The sequence below is a fragment of the Longicatena sp. 210702-DFI.1.196 genome, from assembly GCF_020563125.1.
Lineage (GTDB): Bacteria > Bacillota_I > Bacilli_A > Erysipelotrichales > Erysipelotrichaceae > Longicatena > Longicatena caecimuris.
On record NZ_JAJCPX010000009.1, the window covers coordinates 1 to 24648 of the forward strand.

20 protein-coding genes and 1 pseudogene are annotated in these 24648 nt (G+C 37.0%); 1 reads left to right on the forward strand and 20 read right to left on the reverse strand.

The features are described from left to right. Positions 1-45 precede the first annotated feature (45 nt). The 15 genes and pseudogenes from LI241_RS05745 to LI241_RS05820 form a co-directional block, all read right to left on the reverse strand. Positions 46-165 (reverse strand): annotated as a pseudogene (locus tag LI241_RS05745) (helix-turn-helix transcriptional regulator); the annotation flags it as partial. Between the two features lie 524 nt (positions 166-689). Beyond that, positions 690-1835, reverse strand: coding sequence for an ankyrin repeat domain-containing protein (locus LI241_RS05755; protein WP_008691015.1), 1146 nt, complete (start codon positions 1833-1835; stop codon positions 690-692). Between the two features lie 246 nt (positions 1836-2081). Next, positions 2082-2351, reverse strand: a complete 270-nt coding sequence (locus LI241_RS05760) for a hypothetical protein (protein ID WP_226906223.1) — start codon at positions 2349-2351, stop codon at positions 2082-2084. 60 nt (positions 2352-2411) lie between these two features. Next, complete coding sequence (locus LI241_RS05765; RefSeq protein ID WP_008691013.1) at positions 2412-3179, reverse strand: nitroreductase family protein; 768 nt, start codon at positions 3177-3179, stop codon at positions 2412-2414. Between the two features lie 398 nt (positions 3180-3577). Further along, positions 3578-4651, reverse strand: coding sequence for a YhcG family protein (locus LI241_RS05770; protein WP_017144524.1), 1074 nt, complete (start codon positions 4649-4651; stop codon positions 3578-3580). Between the two features lie 421 nt (positions 4652-5072). Beyond that, positions 5073-6554: a lysine--tRNA ligase gene (gene lysS / locus LI241_RS05775; protein ID WP_008691001.1), complete on the reverse strand. Its 1482-nt coding sequence runs from the start codon at positions 6552-6554 to the stop codon at positions 5073-5075. A gap of 386 nt (positions 6555-6940) precedes the next feature. Then, positions 6941-7747, reverse strand: coding sequence for a LytTR family transcriptional regulator (locus tag LI241_RS05780; protein ID WP_008691000.1), 807 nt, complete (start codon positions 7745-7747; stop codon positions 6941-6943). 235 nt (positions 7748-7982) lie between these two features. Further along, complete coding sequence (gene dusB / locus LI241_RS05785; protein WP_008690999.1) at positions 7983-8999, reverse strand: tRNA dihydrouridine synthase DusB; 1017 nt, start codon at positions 8997-8999, stop codon at positions 7983-7985. Next, complete coding sequence (gene hslO, locus LI241_RS05790; protein WP_008690998.1) at positions 8989-9876, reverse strand: Hsp33 family molecular chaperone HslO; 888 nt, start codon at positions 9874-9876, stop codon at positions 8989-8991. The genes dusB and hslO overlap by 11 nt, the downstream gene beginning before the upstream one ends. A gap of 178 nt (positions 9877-10054) precedes the next feature. Further along, the gene (locus LI241_RS05795; protein ID WP_008690997.1) at positions 10055-11389 is read right to left on the reverse strand and encodes an MATE family efflux transporter; all 1335 of its coding nucleotides are present in this window, start codon (positions 11387-11389) and stop codon (positions 10055-10057) included. A gap of 77 nt (positions 11390-11466) precedes the next feature. Further along, entirely contained in the window at positions 11467-12228 is a 762-nt protein-coding gene (locus tag LI241_RS05800; protein WP_008690996.1) for a helix-turn-helix transcriptional regulator, read from the reverse strand. 280 nt (positions 12229-12508) lie between these two features. After that, a complete protein-coding gene (gene ftsH, locus LI241_RS05805; RefSeq protein ID WP_008690988.1) occupies positions 12509-14542 on the reverse strand; it encodes an ATP-dependent zinc metalloprotease FtsH in 2034 nt (677 codons plus the stop codon). 20 nt (positions 14543-14562) lie between these two features. Continuing rightward, positions 14563-15102: a hypoxanthine phosphoribosyltransferase gene (gene hpt, locus LI241_RS05810; RefSeq protein WP_008690987.1), complete on the reverse strand. Its 540-nt coding sequence runs from the start codon at positions 15100-15102 to the stop codon at positions 14563-14565. Positions 15103-15129: 27 nt separating this feature from the next. Beyond that, positions 15130-16350, reverse strand: coding sequence for a tRNA lysidine(34) synthetase TilS (tilS, locus tag LI241_RS05815; RefSeq protein WP_117547766.1), 1221 nt, complete (start codon positions 16348-16350; stop codon positions 15130-15132). 149 nt (positions 16351-16499) lie between these two features. Then, complete coding sequence (locus tag LI241_RS05820) at positions 16500-18377, reverse strand: SpoIIE family protein phosphatase (protein ID WP_117547767.1); 1878 nt, start codon at positions 18375-18377, stop codon at positions 16500-16502. Between the two features lie 168 nt (positions 18378-18545). Here LI241_RS05820 and LI241_RS05825 point away from each other — a divergent pair, with 168 nt between their 5' ends. After that, the gene (locus LI241_RS05825) at positions 18546-19910 is read left to right on the forward strand and encodes an MATE family efflux transporter (RefSeq protein ID WP_008690984.1); all 1365 of its coding nucleotides are present in this window, start codon (positions 18546-18548) and stop codon (positions 19908-19910) included. 67 nt (positions 19911-19977) lie between these two features. Here the strand turns inward: LI241_RS05825 and LI241_RS05830 are convergent, their stop codons facing one another. The 5 genes from LI241_RS05830 to spoIID form a co-directional block, all read right to left on the reverse strand. Continuing rightward, on the reverse strand, positions 19978-20547 hold the full coding sequence (locus LI241_RS05830) for a hypothetical protein (protein WP_008690983.1): 570 nt from the start codon (positions 20545-20547) through the stop codon (positions 19978-19980). Between the two features lie 239 nt (positions 20548-20786). Further along, the gene (locus LI241_RS05835) at positions 20787-21869 is read right to left on the reverse strand and encodes an MraY family glycosyltransferase (RefSeq protein ID WP_008690981.1); all 1083 of its coding nucleotides are present in this window, start codon (positions 21867-21869) and stop codon (positions 20787-20789) included. A gap of 27 nt (positions 21870-21896) precedes the next feature. Next, positions 21897-22883, reverse strand: coding sequence for a rod shape-determining protein (locus tag LI241_RS05840; RefSeq protein WP_008690978.1), 987 nt, complete (start codon positions 22881-22883; stop codon positions 21897-21899). A gap of 140 nt (positions 22884-23023) precedes the next feature. Continuing rightward, positions 23024-23638 (reverse strand): M23 family metallopeptidase, encoded by a 615-nt coding sequence (locus LI241_RS05845; RefSeq protein ID WP_008690977.1) that lies wholly within the window; start codon positions 23636-23638, stop codon positions 23024-23026. Between the two features lie 41 nt (positions 23639-23679). Continuing rightward, positions 23680-24618: a stage II sporulation protein D gene (gene spoIID, locus LI241_RS05850; RefSeq protein WP_008690976.1), complete on the reverse strand. Its 939-nt coding sequence runs from the start codon at positions 24616-24618 to the stop codon at positions 23680-23682. Positions 24619-24648: the final 30 nt, after the last annotated feature.

Genomic DNA, 24648 nt, shown 5'->3' on the forward strand with positions numbered 1-24648 from the left:
TGCAAGCAGGTAAACACAGGTTATTTCTTAATATCCTTTTGTTTGGGAAACTTCAGTTTCCCAATTTGAAATTGTTTGACGTGTAACTTGAATTTCCTCAGCAACATTTTCTTGTGTCAAACCTGCTTGCAACCTTGCTTCTTTTAACTTTACACCTATTTTCATAACACCATTCCTTTCGCAGTTACTATCCCACTTCTATGCTTTGCTGTCTATCAAAAATGTTTGGAATACACAAAATATCTGTGTCAAAATTTTTTTACATGCATTATCTAGTGTCAAAAGACTGGATTAATACTAAATATTGCTTATTACAAAATTATAAATTTTCAAAAATATTCCTATAGTCCTCTTGAGTATCAAAGATAGAAAAGAAAAAGTCCTGTCGAGTGCCTACCACTTCTTCAGAAGTGGTGCTTTGCACTCTTGATCGGGCTTTTTGTTTACTGTATCTTCTGCAAAGAGGAAAAAGACTACTCATCCGCATTATCTAAATCGTACTTTTTTAATACTTCCTGTAAAAACTCCATATCCTCTTTTGCGTTCGGATTTATCATTTTCACGACTTGATAAGGCATTTTATACTCTTTAATTCATATATTACACATGGCTTTTTTATTATGTCATCTAATTTAATACAAGACAAACAAACGTTATTCAAAGTTGAATACTTAACACAAACTGGATTTTTAGCGTTTATACTCTGCTTTACCTAATTGTATAGGTTCTGTATTCAATAACACCCATTTTACACATAATTCGCTTAATCTACTTAATTCATCATTCCAAGCATGATTTTGTTTGATTTTGTTGATGATATTTATAAATTCATTATTTTCACTTTCTGTCAATTGATTACCTTGACTTAAATACCCCAATAATGCTTGGACCATTTGTAGATACTCTTTATCCCAATTCATCTTACCATTATCAAGTATTTCCTGTGATAATTTACCTGAAATTCTAATCACTTCTCCTTGTAACGTTGAAGCATGTCCACATGATGGAACAAGTAGTTGCCATAGTTCTTCATGCTGATCTTCCCACTTTTTAGCTTTGACCTTAATTTTTGATTTTCCATCATATACGACTCTTTTGGGAATTGGCATCACATTAAAAATTTTATATAATTCTTTTAAACTGCTTTCTATTTCATCGATATAATCTTTATTTATACGATCTCTAAACCATTCAAAATCAGTTCCGATTCTTTCTACTTGTTTTTGCTCTTCGCCGCTTAACTTCGCACCTTTATCTATTAAATACTTTATCATTATAACCAAATCAGGGATATTCGCATTTTTTGCAACAGCCATTGCTTTTAGTAATGGTGTTTGATTCATATCATTTTTAGCATTTATATTCGCTCCTGCTTCAACTAAGGTTTTTAGATGATTGAGACGAAAGTATTGTGTAGCATAAAATAATGGTGTTTCATTTCTTGAATTGACAGCTTCTATATTGGCACCTAATCGAATTAAAAATTCAGGATTTCCGTTTGGATTTATCACTTGGTGGTGGAGCGGTGTATTATGATAAGTGTCTTTATAATCAATATCTGCCCCTTGTTCAACAAGCCATTTCATTATATTTTCAGAAAGTTTAAAAGAAAGGGCATTCGTTTTATCGTACCCACCATATGCATTGATATCGCATTTTTCAAATATTGCTTTTATTTCTTCTTCGTTTCCTCTTTCAAAAATTTCATCAAAATCTTTAACTAAAGTTTTTCTTTTTGTACCACTTTTAATTTTATTTGTTTTTTCTGCTGATTGCTTTTTCTTAACTACATCTTTTTCTGAATTTTTCTTTTTAAACCTATCAAACAACCCCATACAAAACCTCCTCATCAACTTCTAATTTACCTATTTGCCTTGTTATTGGTATTGTTGTATCTTCTTTCATACTTTCTTACATTATAGACTTATTACCTTTAAAAAGTCTATTCTTGAAATATCTTTTTATTTGAGTTACACTAGACAATCCAAAAAAAGCATGACATCGCGTCATACTTCAGATTCGCTTTACAAACTGGAAATTATCGGATATTCAAATTATCTACATTTTTCTATACAAATGCGTTAAGTGTTGTAATTCCAATTTTGCTTGCTAAATATTCCATCATTAGAAATTATTAGCTTTTTCTTCTCAAAATCTCTTCCACCTAAATTTTTAATCGCAGTCTCTAACATTTTATTACTTTCCTTATATAAAAACGGTGATATGTACTTATAAACATTGTCGTTATTGCTAATCTCTGGCAATGCTGCAACATCGTTCATGTCCATTTTTCTTATAATTACTTTATCGTTTTCTATATATGGAAATACATCAAATAATTCTGTCATCATAAACTCCTCAAAATCAAATATGTCTTTCATTGCCTTTATTATGACATCTTATAACGGGAATTATGAAAGTATTTTATAAACCGCGTTTAATGTTTTTTCTTCATCTGCCCCATTGTCTGTGTATAATTGTACTTCATACTTTATATCTTTATGTTGCAAGCATAAATCAAGAAAGTATAAGAAAATTCCAATATCAATTTGATTATAGAAAGACACTTTATCAGCAGGCATTATTCCTCGCTTACCTTGCTTTTTATACCTATAAACATTTAAAAGGGTATCAGTATGTTCTACTAACCAGGGCTGTGTATTGCAAGCACTGGGGGCAAATCTAACAATATCAGATATTCCCCCAAGTGGTTCTCCCAACCAAATTTCATCCATAGACTTTCGTTTGCTCTTGAACATATCTTTGCGGAATTTTCTTTCATCATCTACTTTTGATATTGCAATCATTATGATAAAATCAAGACCATCATATGACGGTTCATTCGTCTTTCCAATTCCAAACCATAGTGTTCCAATGTTTTGTGAAACAAGGTATAAATCTAATTGCTCGCCTAAATACCCAATATTCTGCAAATAATTATCTCTCTTTTCACTGTATAGCAAAATGCAGAACTGTTGACCACGTTTACAAGTAGTTTCATTCGCAGGAACAATTTTAATTGCTGTTTTTATATCGGGACATAGCGGGATAAGTGTCTTATATATTTCTTTGATATTCTCAATGTCATTTGCAGATATAGAATCATTTCCAATATTTCTAAATAAATGAAACGATTTCCTTTTAAAAATTATACTGTATAATTCTTTGTTTAAGTTCATAACCTTGTCCTCACAAATTCTTATTTCGTACTATATAAGTGTAGATGATAGCTATATCTTATTTTAGCATATTATCATTTTTTACACCACATCACAAGAAATCAAACTCATTTTCAAAAAAATGACCAACTATCATTACGATAACTGGTCATTCTCACGACTTTTTCACGACTTTTTACGACTTTTCACGGAAAATCTACGTCTTTTATATGCTTCTATCTATCATGTATATTTTATCTGTATGCAGTTGTATGTAATTATGAGTAATGCAACAAGGAAATAACAGAAGTTAGTCATTAGTGCGTAAAATTATAACTTTATTTACACGTGAAAATCGTTACTGGAATAATAGTATTATTTATTGATCTCTACATAAATATAACCTCGCAAGATACTTATTACTTTTCATTATTTTGTAATTCAAATATTGTTTTCTGTGATTCAATTTCTGCTCTTAATTCTTCATCGGATGGTAAATACAACTTGTATTTGCTTGCAAATAATTGTTCATTACCTTTCAATATTGAATAACGTGCAATATCTTCATCTGTTTCTAAACATAAGATAATGCCAATGGTTGGATTATCACTTTCTGTTCGTTTTAATTCATCATACATTCTTACATACATATCCATTTGCCCTACATCTTGATGCGTTACTTTTTCTGTTTTCAAATCGACTAACACAAAACATTTTAAATAATAATTATAGAAGACCAAATCAATAAAATAATCTTGTTTTTCCGTATGGATATGTTGTTGCCGTGCAACAAAAGCATATCCTTTTCCTAGTTCCATTAAGAATTTTTGCAAGTTACTAATAATACTTGTTTCTAGCTCTGTTTCTGTAAATGAAGTATTAGTTGGTAAAGATAAAAATTCCGCAATCACTGGATTCTTAATAAATTCTAACTTGTCATATTGATATTTTGTTGTTAATTGTTTCATCTCTTCAACTACTGGATCCTTTACTTGCGATTTAAGTAAACGGTAATAGTATTGTGATGCAATATTACGTTGTAAGGTTCTAACATTCCAAGCTTGTTGAGCAGCTTCTTTTTCATACCAGTTACGTGCTTTTTCATCTTTTACTTGTATTAAAGTACGATAATGAGTCCAACTAAGTAATGGAACAGATTTTCCACTCACTGAGTGGAAAATGTTTGGATACATTTTATAAAAAGAATAAAAACTATAAAGATTTGTTTTTGTGTATCCTTTACCATACTCATTTGTAAGTTCTTTTGATAATTTTCTAATAAGTGTTGTCCCATATTCAGCACGATCTTCACCTTTTAGTTCTTCTTCTGCTATTCTATAACCTATCAACCAATTTCTATAAACTAAAGCAGTATTGATCGCTTGGTATGCCTGTTTCTGAGATAATTCAATTATGTTTTTTAAATCTGATACAATATCTTCTGTCTTTTCTGCTTTAATAAGTTGATTAATATCCATTAAATTATTATCCATTTTTCTCATCAACCTTTCTTTAGTTATTTACGTACTCCGAATACATCTCTCAATAGAGTATATCAACACGCTTGTGTTTTAGTTTTATATTAAAAGACACTTTTTCACATGTGTATTCACTCATACTTTTCATTCCTAAAAAATTCGAATTTACCTATATTTCTTATTATAGCACGATGACATTTTTAATACCACAGCACTAGAAATTAATCTTAATTTCAAATAAAAATGACCAATTATACATAATGATAACTGGCCATTCTCACGACTTTTTTACGACTTTTCACGGAAAAATCGTGTTTTTATGCAAAAAATCTTCGCTTTTTATATGCGTTTATATGCTACCTGTATGATGCCAAAAACCCTTTCGTTATCGGCTTTTTAGCGTTGTATGCTATGTGTATGGTAGTTGTACGAACTCTTACTTATTCTTCATATGTGGGAACAACAACACCTCACGGATCGTTGTCTGCCCAGTCAGCAACATCACAAAGCGGTCAATACCCAAACCAACACCGCCTGTAGGAGGCAACCCATATTCCAACGCCTCTACATAATCCGTATCCATTTCATTCGCTTCATCATCCCCAAGATCACGCAGCTTTAACTGATTTTCAAAACGCTCTCTTTGATCAATTGGATCATTCAACTCAGAGAAAGCATTCGCATATTCATGTCCATCAATGAACAATTCATAACGATCCGCAAAACGTGGATCCTGTGCATTCTTCTTTGCTAATGGAGAAATTGATGTTGGATGTCCATAGATGTAAGTAGGCTGAATCAATGTTTCTTCAACATATTTCTCAAAGAATAAGTTGATGATGTGACCAACACTGTTATGCTTCTTTTCTACTTCAATATCATGTTCCTTCGCAATCTCACAAGCTTCCTCAAAGCTCATTTCTTTCCAGAAATCTACACCACAAGCTTCTTTGATTGCATCTACCATATGCAAACGTTTGAAAGGTGCTTTTAAAGAAATAGCTTTTTCATTATAAGTAATCTCGGTTGTGCCTAATACCTCATTTGCGACATAATCAAATAAACCTTCAATCAAATCCATCATACCATTCAAATCAGAGTAAGCAACATAAGCCTCCACTGTTGTAAATTCTGGATTATGTGTTGCGTCCATTCCTTCATTACGGAATAAACGGCCAATTTCATATACACCCTCTAAACCACCGACAATCAATCGCTTTAATGGTAATTCTGTTGCGATACGCAAATAGAAAGGCATATCTAAAGTATTGTGATGTGTAATGAATGGTCTTGCGGCTGCTCCACCTAAAATTGGCTGCAATACCGGTGTTTCCACTTCCATCAACCCTTTACCATCTAAGTAACGCTGAATCGCACGGATGATTCTTGGTCGTGTTACGGCAATGCGCTTGCTTTCCTCATTCATAATCAAGTCAACATAACGTCTTCTGAATCGTTCTTCCTTATCCTGAAGACCGTGGAACTTTTCAGGTAATGGACGCAATGCTTTTGTTAGATGAGTATACACTTCCGCCTTAACAGAAAGCTCGCCATGATTGGTTTTCATGACTTTACCCTCAATACCAACAATATCACCTAAATCTGATTTCTTGAATACTTCGTAAGCTTCTTCGCCAATAACATCCTTACGTACATAAATCTGAATTTGTCCATCAATATCTTGAATGTGCATAAAACCGGCTTTTCCTTGTCTGCGCTTTGTCATGATACGACCGGCAACTTTTACCGTCACATTCTTTTCTTCTAGCTCTTCCTTTGTACAGCCTTCATATTCTGCACGAATCTGTCCACTTTTGTGTGTTCTTTCATACGCTTGTCCAAATGGCTCAATACCCATTTCTTTGAGTTCTTCCATTTTTTGTCGACGAATTTTTTCCTGTTCCGTTAACTTTTCCATTTTTTACGCTCCTTATCCATTAAAAAAACTCTCTTCCGCATAGGGACGAGAGTTAACATCGTGGTACCACCCTAATTTATCAGCCGGTTTCCCTAACTGACCTTAGTGACTTTCTTTAAGTCCATCTTTAACGCAGATGTAACGTCCTGTTGGAAGGCTCCAAGTCTTTATTTCAGCTATTGTATCACTATCCCTTTCCAGCTTAGCGGGACTCTCTGTCAGTTACTCAATAACCTACTCTCTCTTCATCGCCTATTACGTTTATGATTATATAGAGAATGCATTTGTTTGTCAAATGATTTTCGATGAAAAACGCCTAAACAATACCAATCCAAAGCATTTGCAATACGTAATGTGGATGATATTAAATAGACGATGTATATAATCTATCTTTGGAGATAACGTTTCAATTCCATATACCGTTCTTTCGATATTGGTAATTCTGTGGCAGAATATTTCAATTTCGCCCGATATCTTTGAATACTGTCAATTTGCATACAATTTACCAAATAGCTTTTATGAATACGATGGAACACCTCCGGTAATTTCTTTTCAAAATCAGCTAACAATCCCCAAACTTCAAAGCTTTCATTTTTTGTATACACTATAGTACATTGTCCCGCTGCTTTTAAATATAAAATCTCAGAAGGCAATAAATAACGATAATGTTTTTCTCTATCTCGGAAAGAAAGGCGTTTTAGATTGGTATTCATCAATGCCAATTGTTTTAAATAAGCAAAGAATTCTGTATCCTCCGTAAATGGTTCTTCTATTAAACCCGCTTGACTTAAAGGAATATCCTGTGCATGTGAGCTATGGATGTGTACAAGTGATAGTTCCCCTTTTATCAGTTTCCAGATAAACGTGCAACGAACATGTGCATAGATACTGTTATCATCCTCTAATGCCGCCATGATCTTATAGCGACCATAAACAACCCAAACACCGCGTTCATGAAACAAAAGATGATATTCTTCATCGGATACTATGGCAGCTGGTTCATGCAATTCTTTCTCCGTTATTCGTTTGAATTCATCAGATCCTTTGGACCATTGAAAATCATTAGGCCCGATATACATAAAGTCATCACTCATTAGATGCGTTGTTTTTATGATATCTCTATCATAAAAGCCGCGAACGACTTCCTGTGTTTTTTGAATGATCGTTTCTTCTTTATACATTGTTCTTGGCATACGCATCCTCCTTCAAATTATAATGTCATTATAACAGGTACGTCACAAAACAACAAGCAATTCCAAGGGAAAATTTCTTAATTATTATGTGATAATTATATGATATAAAGATGAAAGATCAAATAAAAAGAACTCCTTTTTTGGTGTATTCCAAATTTTAGAGTTCTTATTATTAAACAACTTTTCCTTATTATCGAAGTGCCCCCTACATATGGAAACACTTCGCCTAAAACAGCTATCGTTGGGATGGCACATAACTATCTATATATTCTTGATATACTTTTTCATATGCACATAAAATTTCTTCCATCTGCGCATATGTATCCATCTTTGTCAAACTGTCTTTTAACTGATGACTTTTTGGTAAACCTTTAACATACCATGCGGCATGTCCACGCATTTCCCGCATACCCACATGTTCACCCTTTAAATCACAGAGGCGTTTTGCATGAAGTCTTGCCATGGTAAATTTTTCATTCACACTGACCGGTGGCAGCTTTTCACCGGTAGCCAAATATGTCGCAATTTCTTTGATCAGCCATGGATCACCTAATACACCGCGACCTACCATGATCGCATCACAACCAGTCGTATCCAACATCCACTTGGCATCTTCACTGCTGCGTATATCACCATTTCCCATAACCGGAATAGAAACAGCTTGTTTGACAGCTTTGATATATTGCCAATCAGCTTTGCCTTCATACATTTGTTTCCGTGTTCTGCCATGTACGGCCAAAGCAGACACACCGACAGATGCTAACCCTTTTGCCAGTTCGACACAATTGATGCTATCCATATCCCAGCCTATACGCATCTTAACAGTAACCGGTTTTTTTACACTATCGACAACTGCTTTCGTCATTGTAACCGCATGATCAATATCCTTCATTAAGGCACTGCCGGCATTGGATTTGATTATTTTATTCACCGGACATCCCATATTGATATCTATGATATCACAATCACTTTTTTCATCCAGTAACTTAGCAGCATAGACCATCGTTTCAATATCATGTCCAAAGATTTGCATGGTCAAAGGATGTTCTTCTTTTTCAACTGCTGTCATATGCAATGTTTTTTCATTTTCATAATATAACGCCTTATCACTTACCATTTCCGTATAAATCAATCCTGCGCCAAATTGTTTGCAAATCACACGGAAAGCCGGATTACTGATACCAGCCATAGGTGCAATAACAACTTGATTGGGTATGGTGATATCGCGTATCTTCCACGATTTATCTTGCATAACGTTCTATGAATCCTTCCAAATCACGCAGCTCCTGTTCATTGAAATAATATTTTTCATTACAGAAATTGCAGGTAATCTCACAACCATGATCTTCTTCAATCAGTTTCTTACGCTCTTCTTTTGACAATGTTACTAATACCCGTTTCATAGTCGCTCGATCACAATGACAGCGAAATGCTATTTCCTGACTAGATAAGATTGTTGCATCATCAAACAATGAAGTAAGAATATCCTCTAAACTTTCCCCTTCATTGATCAATTTTGAAATAGGTTCCATATGCGCTATGATGTTTTCTACTTTTACAATATCTTCTTCCTCTGCATCTGGCATCATTTGAATGATCATGCCGCCGGCAGCCTGAATAGCATTATCTGGATTTACAAGTACGCCTACAGATACTGCGGATGGTGTCTGTTCACTGGCCGTAAAATAATATGCAAAGTCATCACCGATTTCTCCACTTTGTAAAGCGACAGTGCCACTCCAGTTTTCTTTCATATTCAAATCTTTGATAACTTCTAAATAACCTTCTTTTCCTACCGCTGTACCTACAGCAAGTTTTCCTGTATCGTTATATTGCAACATGATATGTGGATCGGATACAAAGCCGCGGACATGTCCATCACTGTATGCATCAACTAAAATGGTTCCAATAGGACCGCCGCCATTTATACGAATGGTCAATTGTTCTTTATCACTCTTCAGCATACTTCCCATCATGGAACCAACACTTAGTGTACGCCCTAAAGCCGCAGCACTGGTTGGCCATAAATCAAATCGCTTGCGAGCCTCCTCAACTAAAGCGGTAGAGGAACATATATAAATTCGCACATGTTCATTACATGCTAATGCTTTTATTAAATAGTCTTTCATTTTCCTTCACTCCTTGAATTTGCACCTGTAGTATACCATAATCATTAACAAAAAGAAAAGGAAGTGATAACACTTCGCTTATTACATAACACTTTCTTTCATGAAGATCTTCCAAATGCTACCGTCTGTTATAGTTCCCTTATCTTAAATATAGTTTCATATCCAATATGTTTTCTCTTTAGATCAACATACGCTCTTTTTTCTTAAGGTCCCGGTAAAAGAATATAAAGAGAAAAGGTCCCATCAATGACCAGGCAATTGGCTCCGCAAAACATACACCGGTATAGCCGCTAAAAGGTATCAAAGCAAAGGTTGCAATAATCTTAACGCCCATTTCAATACAGCTGGATACAATCGGACTTCGCCCATTGCCAAGCCCCTGCAAACCATTACGATAAATAAATAAGATAGCAAGGATGAAATAAAATACACTGCTGATTCTGGTATAATAAGCCGCTAGTGAAACAACCTGTGTCTGTTGCTTATTGACAAGGAAGCCAATAAAGAAATCAATGCATGTAAAGGATAATAAGATGACGATACCTACCCAACCAAAGCTTATCCATACACTTTTTTTCATACCTTCTCGGATTCGATGATACTGTTTAGCACCTAAGTTTTGTGAAACAAAGGTTGTAACAGCAATGGCAATGGAAATCAGTGGCTGCATAAACATCTCCACAATTTTGCGTGCTGCCACATGTGCCGCAATGGTCATTTCTCCCAGACTGTTCACTGCACTCTGTAAGACTACTGAACCGATGGATACAATGGAATTCATAAGCCCCATGGAAATCCCCATAGACATTTGTTTCAGAAAAACTTCTCTTTCTACATGACATTCTTCTTTTTTCAAGAAAAACATTGGATATTTCTTTCTCATATACAGGAAGCATAATACTACACTTAACAACTGTGCCAGTACGGTGGCATAGCCAGCTCCATTGATGCCTAAATGCAATTGAGCAATAAAAAGATAATCTAAGGCGATGTTGGTTAAAGAGGCAATGATGAGAAAATATAATGGTGTCTTACTATCACCAATTGAGCGTAACATACTTGCCATCATATTATATGCCATAGTAATAAACAATCCCATAAATATGATAGTTAAATACCCATCTGCCATCGAAAGAATACTTTTCGGTGTCTGAAGTAAGGAAAGAATTGGTGTCTTTAAAAGCATCGCGGCAAGCACGATAATTACCACACTGGACATACATAACAAAATACATCCATAAGTTGCCATTTTCATGCCTTCCTGATCCCTAGCCCCGTAATACTGTGCTATCAATATTGATACTCCCATAGATACACCACTTACCAGACCAATGACCAAACCGGATAAGGAAGCAGTAGCTCCCATAGCAGCTAAGGCACGTACCCCTAAAATCTGTCCTACCATCATCGTATCTGCCATAGTATAAAATTGCTGAAAGATATTTCCCAAAAGGACCGGAACAGCAAAACTCAACAACAATTTCATAACATTCCCTTGTGTCATATTCTTCATAGCATCACCTCGCATTTACGCATTATTCTAACATAAATTAACTTGCGAAACAATGACTTTTATACGCATCCCCTTGATCATATACAGATAGGGATATGTGTTAAAAGGAAGCGTATCAAAAAGGGATAATCGTTTTCTGCCAACAATAGCATCACGGTTTTCATCGCTGTACTATCTAAATAACAATCTTGTTTATTCGCCAAGAGAAGCATCGTATCACCAAAAGCGTGCGTTCCGATTGTCAGATGCCCATAAGCAACGATACCAAAGCTTACTTCAAAGCCAATGGAAATAACCCCGATACTATACATGCCAATAGCTAAAGTACCAACACTGATATAGCCTATAGCTAGCGCTCCTAAAGCATACACTCCGATTGCCAACACACCTAAACAAAAAAGGAAGCCAAAGCTTAATAGGCCAAAAGATAAAATACCAAAGCTCATCATGCCAAGCGATATCACCCCCACAGCTGTATTACCGATGGCAATGATGCCTTTCGCTATTCGTCGTTTTCCATTTCTGTTCCTTCCCAAACCAAGTTGAACAGCAAGCAAAGGAATCCCAAATACTTTGCAGGAAGAAGTATATTCACAACCTTTAAAAAAAGTACTTTTATCCTTACCCATACGCTGCTTAATTGGCATGCTATTCTCACTTATTTCCTCTGGGATGTGCAAAAGCTTAATCAACTTTGCCATTTGCTCTTCATTTGCTTTACCTAATCCAAGTTCCCATCTTCTGATGGTCCATGGTGTTACATTACATAATAAAGCAAGTTCTTCATAACTCAGTTTTTGTGCAATACGATAAGCCCTTAATCTTTTCTTAAATGCCATCCATTTCCCTCCTTTTCTATCAAGGAAACACATAACTCCTATTTCATTAAATAAAGCACTACGATTTACACGCTTATTTCATATCTGTTTTAAAGAGTATCATTTAAGTTTTACAACCTATGGCTATTGATAGTAACTATAAAATAAACCTTATCCATTTATCATGATACTAGCATAAATGATCGATTAGGAACAGCCTTTCGCAATCCTTATCCTATCCTCTTATTTGTTTTCACCCCTATGAATAAGGAAAGGAAGCCAATGATTTGGCTTCCCATTGTTATTCTTCATTGTCGTGTTTCGTTAATTCTTTTAACGCTTCTTCAAAACTCTTCTGCGCTTTTTGTTTTTCTTCTTCTCGCTTCAAAGAAGTTTCATTATCTTCTACTTCCTGTGTTGGATTTTCAGCTTCTGCCTGAGCTTGCGCAGAACGTTCTTCTTCTCTTTCTGCTTCTATACGGGCTTGTTCTTTCCGCTGTTCCTGTTCCGGAGAAGTCAATTTACCATAAGTCATTAAATTATTAATCTGCTCACTTGTAATGGTTTCTTCTTCAATCAGATTTTCCGCAATCAATGTTAACAGATCTTTATTGTCCTCAATCAGTTTCTTTGCCTGATCATAACACTCATTAATGATCTTCCGGATTTCCTTATCAATTTCATAAGCAATCTCTCCGGAATAATTACTTCCGCTGCCATAATCTCTTCCTAAGAAAACATTTCCTGTACCATCATCATATTGAATAGGTCCAAGGGAAGACATACCCCAACTTCTTACCATTGCTTTCGCAATCTTTGTCGCCTTTTGAATATCATTGCTAGCGCCGGCAGAAATTTCATTAAACATGACTTCTTCGGCCACACGACCACCCATTAATCCAGTAATCTGGCTCATAAAATCAGCTTTTGTCGGGAACAATTTTTCTTCCTTCGGTGTCATGAGGTTATAGCCACCGGCTTCTCCACGTGGAATAATCGTTACTTTTTCTACCTTATCGGCATCCTCAAGTTTCAGACCAATTACCGCATGCCCTGCCTCATGATAAGCTACCAGACGTTTCTCTTTCTCCGTATACTTCTTTGATTTCTTCGCCGGACCCATCATTACACGGTCGATAGCTTCATCTAAATCTTCCATCGTAATCATCTTACGTTTATCACGAACGGCCAAAATGGCACCTTCATTTAACACGTTTTCCAAATCCGCACCAGAGAATCCCGGAGTACGTTTCGCCAAAGACTCCAAAGAAATATCCTTTGCCAATTTCTTATTGCGGGCATGTACCTTTAAGATTTCATAACGGCCTTTCTTATCCGGAAGATTAACCGTAATCTGGCGGTCAAAACGTCCGCTTCGTAATAAGGCAGGATCTAAGACATCCGGGCGATTCGTTGCAGCAATAATGACAATACCTTTATTTTCACCCATACCATCCATCTCTACCAACAGCTGGTTTAAGGTTTGTTCACGTTCATCGTTTCCACCGCCCATACCGGCTCCACGCTGGCGTCCAACCGCATCAATTTCATCAATAAAGACGATACATGGTGCGTGTTGCTGAGCTTTTTTAAACATGTCACGCACACGGCTAGCACCGGTACCGACAAACATTTCCACAAAGTCAGATCCACTGATTGAGAAGAAAGGCACATCTGCTTCTCCGGCCACCGCTTTCGCCAACAAAGTCTTACCAGTACCCGGAGGGCCAACCATCAGCATCCCCTTAGGAATACGAGCACCCATATCGGTAAAGCGTTTTGGGTCTTTCAGGTAATCAATGATTTCCTTCACTTCTTCTTTTTCTTCATCACATCCGGCAACATCCTTAAAACGCACTTTAATGCTGCTTTCTATCTTCGCCCTGGATTTACTAAATTCAAAGGCCTTGTTATTGCCTCCTGCATTCATACGAGAGAACAGGAAGATTGCTGCTCCACCAAGAATCAAGAAAGGCAATACGCTTTTAAGGAAAACTTCTAATACACTTTCCTTATTTGCATCTAATACATTCACTTTTGTCTTCTTATTCTTTTCAAATAATTCACTCAGCCATTTTACATTGTCATCCGTGCGTGGCACACTGACTGTAAAACTCTTCGTGCTATCGCCATTCTGATAGGTTCCTCTGACTCCGATGACGGTAGTACCCATAGACATATTGACTTCTTTAAATGATAAATTTTCAGCTTGCGCCGCAAATTCATTATAATTGAACTCTTTTGTGTTACTACCATTTCCAAATGTAATCAGAAGGACCATAATAGAAATAACAAGAATATAAGGCAACAGACTTATTACCTTTTTATTGTTCATATGATACGCCTCCTTTTTGCTTATTCATAGATTTCGCGTTTTAAAACTCCAATGTATGGCAGATTGCGATACTTCTGGTCATAGTCTAAACCATATCCAATGACAAATTCATTTGGAATGGCAAATCCTACATATTCTGCCTCTATATCAACAACACGACGATCCGGTTTGTCAAGCAATGATACAACCTTCACATCCTTGGCACCCTTATTCATCAATGTACGTTTTACTTCCTTTAATGTTCTGCCGGTATCGACGATATCTTCAACTAACAGAATGGATAATCCTTGTACGGAACAATCCAAATCCTTATCTATACGAATATCTCCTACAGACTTTGTCCCCTGATAACTGGATACATCCATAAAATCTATTTGAATATCTAAATCAATATGCTTAATAATTTCCGCCATGAAGGGAACGCTTCCTTTTAATAAGCCTACGACATAAGGAACCTCATTCAAAGCTTTATAATCACTCGTAATCTTTGCGCCGAGTTCTGCACATTTATGAATGATTTCATCCTGTGAAACCAATACCTTTTCTACAACTTCATGCATCGTTATTCCTCCTAATACAGCTATAAACTATTTTACCACAAATATGCTTGGATTGTTAGAGAAATGTGCAATATCACAACCGATTTGCGGTACTAAAATCACATTTCCCTGTGCGTTGACAACAACCGGCCAACATTTTCTTTCCCAAGAAGGAATTTTGCGGTCAATAAACCAACGATGCACCTTTTTTCTACCCAACCGCAATACGATAGCATCGCCTTCTTGTACATTACGAATCGTAATTGGAAAATCCTGCGGATATAAGGTTAGCGCCTCACAGCTCTTTCCTGTTAAGCTGGTATGAAAATAAGGTGTATGCAAACATGCTACTTCATGCAGTACATAGGCATAGGATGGCATATCTTTCATATGAATATGCACAATGCCATATTCCTTACTCATACAATAGCGTTTTCCGATATCACTTGTCCAATTATTTGCCTTAAAAAGCAGACCTGCCAATTGATCTAACAGCTTTTCTGATACATGTTCTTTGCATTCTTGATAAATCCATGTACGTAAAACTTGTTTACGAAAATTTTCATCAAGTTCGCATAAAGCTGCCGCATCATACTGCCAAACTGCTAAAAAAGCCTTTGTCTTCTCTAATACCTGTTGTGCTTTGTTATTCTTCTCTGCTATTTCAGCCGCCAGCTCTTCCTTTTCCTTACGGCTCATATGATCAATATAAGAATGGCGAATCCGATTCCTTGTATAATCATCTGTAAAGTTACTTTCATCAAAGCCATACGGAACTTGATGTTCAATACAATATGCTAATAATTCCTGTTTGGTATAGGATAATAGTGGACGCAGAACCTTACAATCATATAATACCGTTTCTTCTTGAATCCCATAATACACACCCTTAGAACCTCTTTCCATCTGCATCAGATACGTTTCTAAGTGATCATCTAAATGATGTGCCAACAAGATGGCATCACCATGATATTTTTCAAGTAATTCGTGATAGAAATGATAACGTTCTGCTCTGGCAAATGCCTGAAAGTTTCCCTTGCATGGTTTCTTCTGCCTTTTTACATAACATGGGATTTCATACCTTTGGCAATAATTAACCACCAGCTCTTCATCACGGAATGCACTTTCGCGTTTCTGATAATTCATATGTGCCACAAGAAAAGACAGACCATAAGATCTGCACATATCTAATAATGCCATAGAATCCGGACCGCCGCTGACACCAATGACATATACGTGTTGTTGCGAAAGATTGGCTAAACTTTTCATATGCGTATTATATACTAAAGCCTATGAAAATCAAGGTTTTTCATTGATTTCACATGAACTTCACATCGGTATACAGAAAAATGTCGTTTAAAAAAAGACTGCGTACATACAGTCTTACCTACTTACACGATGCAAAGCGTATATCATGATCATGCCCCTATCTGTGCGTTTGCCTTACATACTTTTATAGCGATTAAGGTGGAATCATCTTTTCTTCGTTGACGTGATAAAGTATCGCTAAAGGCGGCAACATCTTCTTTTAAATCTTCTTTTTTACGCTGTGAAAGCCATGCGCTTACCTCACTGCGGGTAATGCCATCAGAGATCATTAAGAATTCATCACCTTCTTGCAAGGCTACTTCGAAGCAATCTGGTTCTATAGCCGATATGATTCCTACCGGCAAAGCATTGCCATTGATTTCATGCAGATGCTCATCACGTAATAAGAATGTTGGACATGCGGCTGATTTCGAAATATATGCCATCCCGCTGGAGCGATTGATGCAGATTACATCCAAGGTCGCATAGGTGTCACTTTGAATCAATTTGTTGATACAGCGAATGGCACTATCCTGTGGTATGCCACTGATAATCATACGCTGAAATAAACTGGTAATCAAACGAGAACTGCGTGCTGCATTTTCACCATTTCCCATACCATCACTGATCATACAAATCATACTTTGGCGAAAACGGAAGATTGAGTAACTATCGCCATTTCCGGTATAAGAATTACGGATACTATCGCCATATGCCTCTATATCAAAAGGTAAGGCATCTGCAAATAGGATGGAAAACCCTCGGACAAAACGTTTCTTTTGAACTTCTAAGACTTGCAGCTTACGATGTAACAAAGTTTCCAATAATGGCTGCAAGGTCATATGAATTTCCCCTCGCCGTAAATTGCCAACTTCCAGATGTAACTGCAAACTGCCATCACTGCTTTCCTCTATATGTAAAGTTTCTACGCTGAATTGATAACCCTCTAAGGCTTTTTGTAATTGTTCATAGCGTTTCCCTTCTAACGGTATCTTCTGAATCTCTTCTGCATTATATTGCAAAGCATTCGCCATATTTAATAGTAATTCAGCCCCCGTCTGATGAATGCCCTCATAATACTCTGCCAGTGATTGAAAGATACCGGCATAATTTTGCATCTGTCTACGCAATAGATTATCATTTCCCCTATAAGGAAGCATTGTTTCCTTTGTTTCCAAGTATAACAAGGGAATATACTCCACACGCAGGATGAGCACGGATAAGATTGCAACACCAAGATAAGCATAAGTAAACATTGTCGAAGGAAGGAAAAAATAACTTAGGATAAGGATAAAACAACACAAAGCTTTTTTCTCTTTAAAGATCATGCAGATTCCTAAGACTAAGAATAGCGTCTCTTCATGAATGGGTAATAAAAATAAAATTCCTAAAAGTGCTGCAGCACTTTCCCGTGTACAGATAATAGTGATTAACAAATACGCAAAGAGAAGTATTGGTGTGTAATATAATGGCATACTGGCAGCTAACACCAGGGCGATACTCATAAGCATTGCGCCATACATGCTTTCAGTAAGGGCATAGCGTTTCTGTGTCCAGCCATATTGTGAACATGTTTGATACATCAGAATACCGCCAATCATTGGTTCAATCATAGCTTTCGGGGTTATGTTAAATTGCCGTATCGCATAAGGAATCAATACCAAACCTATCACAAAGGGAATCCATTGATAAAGATTACGATTCAAGATTTTCACTATGTACAACAAAACAAAAAACAACGAAAATCCTAATGCATAAAAATATGCCGTGAGGATATCTTTCTGTAATGCCAATAACAGTATGAAAAACACGCTGATACAGACCTCTTTATTACTACGTAAATAAGAATATGCTACAAATAAAAAAATGATGAGCGGAGATACCACCGTGTCGCTGATACCTATGTAAATCGCTAAAATACCACAAACAATATCACTGGGACGCAAAAGCGCTTTCCCCCTTGTTTTCTTAATGACTGCCTTTTCCAACCGAAACCACCTCTTTCATGACACGATTATAAAAGTGTTTTCTCAAGGATTCTGTCAGTTTTTGTCTTATCTTTACATAATCACCACAAGATATACAGAACATGTGAAACCATCTGTCATTTCTTGTTGTTTTCTGATAAAATAATCTTGTTTTGAAAGGGGATCTATATGATAAATCGTCGTGTTTTTTTATCTACGATGCTGACCATCGGTCTGCCCATCATCATTCAACAGATCATATCGTTAAGTTTGAATATGATTGATACCTTCATGATCGGGAGTGTCGGTGTTGCCGAATTAGCTGCTGTGGGAGCTGCTAATAAAGTTTATTTTATCTTTTCTACTATCTGTTTTGGTATTTATAGCGGTGCTAGTATTTTTGTGTCGCAATATTGGGGGATTCATGATGTGAAAAACATCCGAAAGGTCATCGCTATTCAAATGCGGATTGGTTTTATCCTATCCGTATTCACCTGTATCACTGCTTTTTTATTTGCCCCTGGCATCTTAAGACTCTTCGTAAGAGATGCACACGCCATTCAAATAGGCGCACAATATCTACGGATTACCTGCTTCACCTATATTATGACTGCCTTTTCTTTTTTAATGAGTTTTAACTCGCGTGCCATTCATAACCTGCGCATACCAACTATTGCAACGATTATTGCCATAACGATTAATACCATTCTTAATTATGGTTTAATATATGGTAATTTCTATATGCCTCAATTAGGTGCCCAGGGAGCGGCGATAGCTACCCTCATTGCCCGCTTAATTGAAATGGTCTTTATCCTAACTTACGTATACACCAGTAAGGAGCATCCTTTAGCCGCAGATTTATTTACGATTACACATTTGGATCATGAATTATTAAAACGTGTTGTGAAAACGGCTCTGCCGGTAGCGGCAAGTGAAAGTGCTTGGAGCGTAGGTACAACGGTCTGCTTCATGGCTTATGGATTATTGGGCACCAGTGCTGTGGCAGTTGTACAAGTGGCGAGTGTTATTAATGATTTATTCCAATGCGTATTCTTTGGTTTAGGCAATGCCTGTGCTGTCATGATCGGAAATGAATTAGGACGCCAACGTAGTGATCTTGCCTATACCTATGGAAAAATCTTTATTCTGATGAATCTGGGATTCTGTCTGACCATGAGTATTCTGCTATATGCCAGTCGTGCTATGATCGTAGATATTTATAACTATGATGAAGCTACGAGTCGTTTATTAGATGCGACCATCATCGCCTTTGCGCTTTATAATACCCCGAAGATGATGTCCTATGTGCATATCTGCGGTATTCTTCGAGCAGGTGGCGATACCCGCTTTTGTATGGCATGTGATGTCATCGGCATTTGGTGTATTGCGATACCGCTGGCATTCCTAGGCGCAGCCGTATGGAAACTTCCACTTCCTTTGGTCGTAGCATTATCCTTTAGTGATGAAATTGTCAAAGCGCTCATCACTTTATGGCGTTTCCATTCAAAAAAATGGATTCATATCTTAATACAGACCAGCGAATCCCTGATGTGATCCCAAAAGTTAGTCCTAACATCTAACGATGAAATGTTTTAACACCTAGCATCCCTAAGGATGCTTTTTAATCTAAGCATTGTTTCACACGTTCTTTTATTTCACGAAACAGATTACTATTTTTATCTAAATGTGATTTCACATCTATAATACGTGCCGTATTGATCCACTTAGCATCATTGATAAATAAAACCGATTCCTTATTCATGCCCCGAATCTTGCCAAGCCGCATCAAATGACGTTTACCTTTTGGATTGTCTTTCCCATAAGCCTGTACATAAGCACTGTGATTCCCACTCATCGGCACAACAAACGCTTTGTTGTGAAATAAAGTCATGATGATACCAAAATGTTGAAATCCGATTTCATAAATATAAGCTTCGCCAAAATCAATATAACAAATATCACCAACACGAATATCCACTCCCAATTCATTACAATTCGTGATATTACGTCGTTCGCGTAAATTCATATCACTAATCAGTTTAGGTATCGCATCCTTCACTTCCAAACTGCGATAATCCTGACTTTTTTCTTCTATGTAATGTTGCCAAAGCTCTTCCCAATATGCTTTCTCTACAATCTTTCCTTTCTTCTCATCCTTATCTAAAATTTCTTGCAATTCCTTTAGTTCCACATCTATCACCTCATAAAACTATACGACAGAGGAACCGGTGTTTTTGTAAAAGTGAAAAGATTTATGTATTTTCCTGAATAAAAATGAAAGCTTTTTATAATTCCAATATTTCATAGGTGTTTATTTACCAAGCATTTTGAAAGATATTAAATCGGAAAGTTTTCTTTATATAAACTTTTTCTCTTCCTATAACCATACGAAAAAAGACGCCCATATACATCGACGTCTCACATTTATATTTAATTACTTCTTTTACTAAATTTATGGCAGATTATTAGGAATCGTTTTTTAACGCCTCTTATCACCGATAACAAAGGATGAAATTGTTTCGATATCATGCCACTGCCTTCAATGAACAATTCAACAATCAAGGCAATGATGAAGAGAACAACAAAGCCAGCCGTTTTATTCACCAAATAGATATATGCGGTAAAACCAAACAAAGCTGTAACCACATACAAAATTAGCACTGTATTTCGTTGCCCGAAACGCTGCATCAACAAATGATGCACATGTTTTTTATCCGCATCTGAGAATTTATGCCCGGACAATTTTCTTCGTAAGATTGCACCTAAGGTATCCACAATCGGTACCGCCAATAATAAAATCGGTAAGGCCAATGTCATGATCGTAGAACTCTTAAAGCCTAATAAAGAAATCGCTGATATGATAAAGCCTAAGAATAACGCACCGCAATCTCCCATAAAGATGCTTGCCGGATGTGAATTATAAATGAGGAACCCCATCGTTGCACCCGCCAAGATCAACGACATCGTTTGAATATCCATACGTCCTTCAATAGCAGAAAGACATGCAACCACAATCAAAATAATCGTACTGATACCACCGGCTAAGCCATCCAATCCATCAATCAGATTGACCGCATTGGTAATCCCGATGATCCAGACAAAAGTTACTAAGAAAGAGATGATTCCCATATCAATCGTAATACCTAAAGGTAAACGAATGACATCTAAACTCACCTTTCCTACCATCATCAGTACAATGGCAGCAGCTATTTCAAATAATAATTTCAATTTCGGCGATAAGTTTACCATATCATCAATCAATCCGCCGATAAACATAATACTTCCGCCAATCAAGATCCCATTGATGGTCATATCGGTTTTCATAAACACCGCCATACACACAACAAAAGATACATAGATGGCAACTCCGCCAATACGGGCAATTTTGCCACTATGTACCGTTCGTTCATTTTCTAAGGCATAAATTTCTAATCGCGTTGCCACAACTTTTAAGAAAGGTGTCAGAAAAGCCGATAGTAACAACGGAATCAATAGATATTTCAGGTAATCCATAGATTCACCTCGCTTATCTTATGTGTTTTAGCGTACCAGATGCAAATTCTCCAATAAGATTCCGGTTCCTTCTGCAACACAGCGCAATGCATTTTCCGCAACATATACTGGAATATGTAATTCATTACGCAATAATTCATCAATACCATGCAACAATGCACCACCACCGGTTAATACGATACCTCTGGTAACAATATCGCTAGCCAATTCCGGAGGTGTCTGTTCCAATACCGTTTTACAAGCACGTACAACATCCTGCAGGCTTTCTGCCATACTACCCTGAATTTCCTCAGAGCATAAGGAAATCGTTGTTGGTAAGCCGGTAACCAAGTCACGTCCGCTGACTTCCATTGTTTCATGTAAGCTGCCTTTCCAAGCAGTACCGATATTTTTCTTCACTTCTTCGGCTGTACGATCACCGATCAACAGTTTCTTTTCTTCTTTTACAAATTTAATGATATCACGATCAAAGGTATCTCCGGCAATCTTCAAAGATGTACTGGATACGATTTCCCCTAAAGAAATAACCGCAACATCGGTAGTACCACCACCGATATCCAATACCATACAGCCACTTGGCTTACCGATATCCAAACCGGCACCAACCGCTGCTACTTTTGGTTCTTCTTCAATAAATACTTTTTTTGCCCCTGCGCGATAAGCGGCATCACGAATGGCATTTCTTTCCACACTTGTAATATTGCTTGGACAACAAATCAGAATCGTAGGACGTTTGAACATTCCCTTGATTGCCAATTTCTTAAAGAAGAAATTCAGCATAATTTCGGTTACTTCAAAGTCCGCGATAACGCCATCCTTTAAAGGACGGATTGCCAATACTCTGCCTGGTGTTCTTCCAAGCATATCCTTTGCTTCCTGGCCTGCAGCCAGACATTTTTTTGTTTCTGCATCTATTGCCACGACGCTAGGTTCGTCAATAACGATACCCTCGCCTTTTACATACATTAATAAGTTCGCTGTTCCTAAGTCGATTCCTACTTCTTTCGAAAACATAGTTATTCCTCCGTTCTTCAAGCAAATATCATTATAACATAAAATTCCGATTAAAAAAGGCAAATTCTGCAAACTTCAGACATCCTTAAGATTTAACCGCTTTCTTATTTTACGGATATGAAAATAGTACCCTTTAGGTACTATTTTATCTCGCTCAAAGTCTTGTCAAAGACGGTTTTCGGATCTATGATCGTACCATTTTTTTCAACGACCATATGCAAATGCTTTCCTAACTCTTTATTGTAAATATTCGTACCCGCTTTAGCAATGGCATCACCCTGATTCACTTTATCACCTTGTTTTAATGCCACATCATCCAGGCTTTGATAGGTGATGGAAAGATCCTTGCTCTTGATGGTAACACTCTTTCCAAACAAGGCATCTTCTTTCACCTCACTGACATCACCGGCAAAAACAGCTAAAACATCAAAGGCTTCATCGTTACATGCATAATCAATTCCCTGATTGGCACGATAGACACCTTCAAACTTTGTCATGCTGTCAACTTCATGATCCTTACCATCAAAGTATTCTAACACCGTTTTCGCTTCTACATTGAATGGATGGATGCCTTTCTGCGTGGTATCCGGCAATGACAATACCGGAACACTTTCCTTGAACACTGCCGTGTCCTCTTTATCCTTGCGGCTTGTGTATTCATAGCTGATAAACGCTACGGCAATCACCAGCACACAGCTTAATGCAACAATCAGTCTTCGTTTTGATGTGTTTTTTTCTTTCGTATAGCTATACATTTCATCACCTCTAGTGATGATTATTCCCTTATGAAATTCCTTTATACATCCTTTTTTTCAATCTTTACATCAGTGTAATAATGATGTAGGATTTCCTGATAGCTCTTACCTTCCAATGCCATCCCCTGAGCACCATACTGTGACATTCCTAAACCATGCCCATATCCTTTTGTCGTGATGCGATAAGCATCCCCGGTTTTTTTAATAGTGAAACAAGAAGAGCGAAGATTTAACTTCTCTCTTATACTGCGTCCGCTAAATGTTATACCATCGATTTTTATACTTTTTACATAACCGCTGGCATATCGAAGCGGCTCACTGATTTCGCTGACAGGATTTTGAAAACCCAATTTCGTATGAAAGGTATTGCTATCGATCGTTACCGTTTTTTCATATCCCTTTTCCTTTTTATCCCAATGGGAATCGACACTACGCAAGTAGGGCGTTTTACTTTCCCAATACTCCTCCGCATTTGCCGTTTTCCCACAAGAGCCGCTAAAAAACACTGCGGATATCGGTTTTCCCTGATACGTCAAAATTTCTCCAGATGTCTCTTTCACGGCCTGTTTGATACGTTTAGAATACTTCGCATAGGATGCCCCCCATATTTGCTTTAATTGTTTATCATCATGATAAACTTGTGTCTGTGTCGTATCATCTACTTCTAAGCCTCGCCGTATCACAAAGGTCCTCGCCGCAACACATTGCGCTTTTAATGCTTCCATTTCAAAAGATGCTGACATTTCAGAGGCTATGACACCACGTAAATAATCATCCATAGCCAAATGCAGCTCACTGCCATCTTGTCTGACGACATGTACTTTCTTTTTAGATTCTTTCTGCTTTTCAGCTGTAAAAGATTTCTCTTCCTGTGTCTGCCATTTAAGCGATGACTGCTTTCCATCTCCAATATGTAACCATAAGTAAAAGATAACAATGATGCTGAGAACAAGCGCGACTGCCTTGCATGTTTCCTTCAAAGCCTCACACCTCCCCTATCATGGTATGAT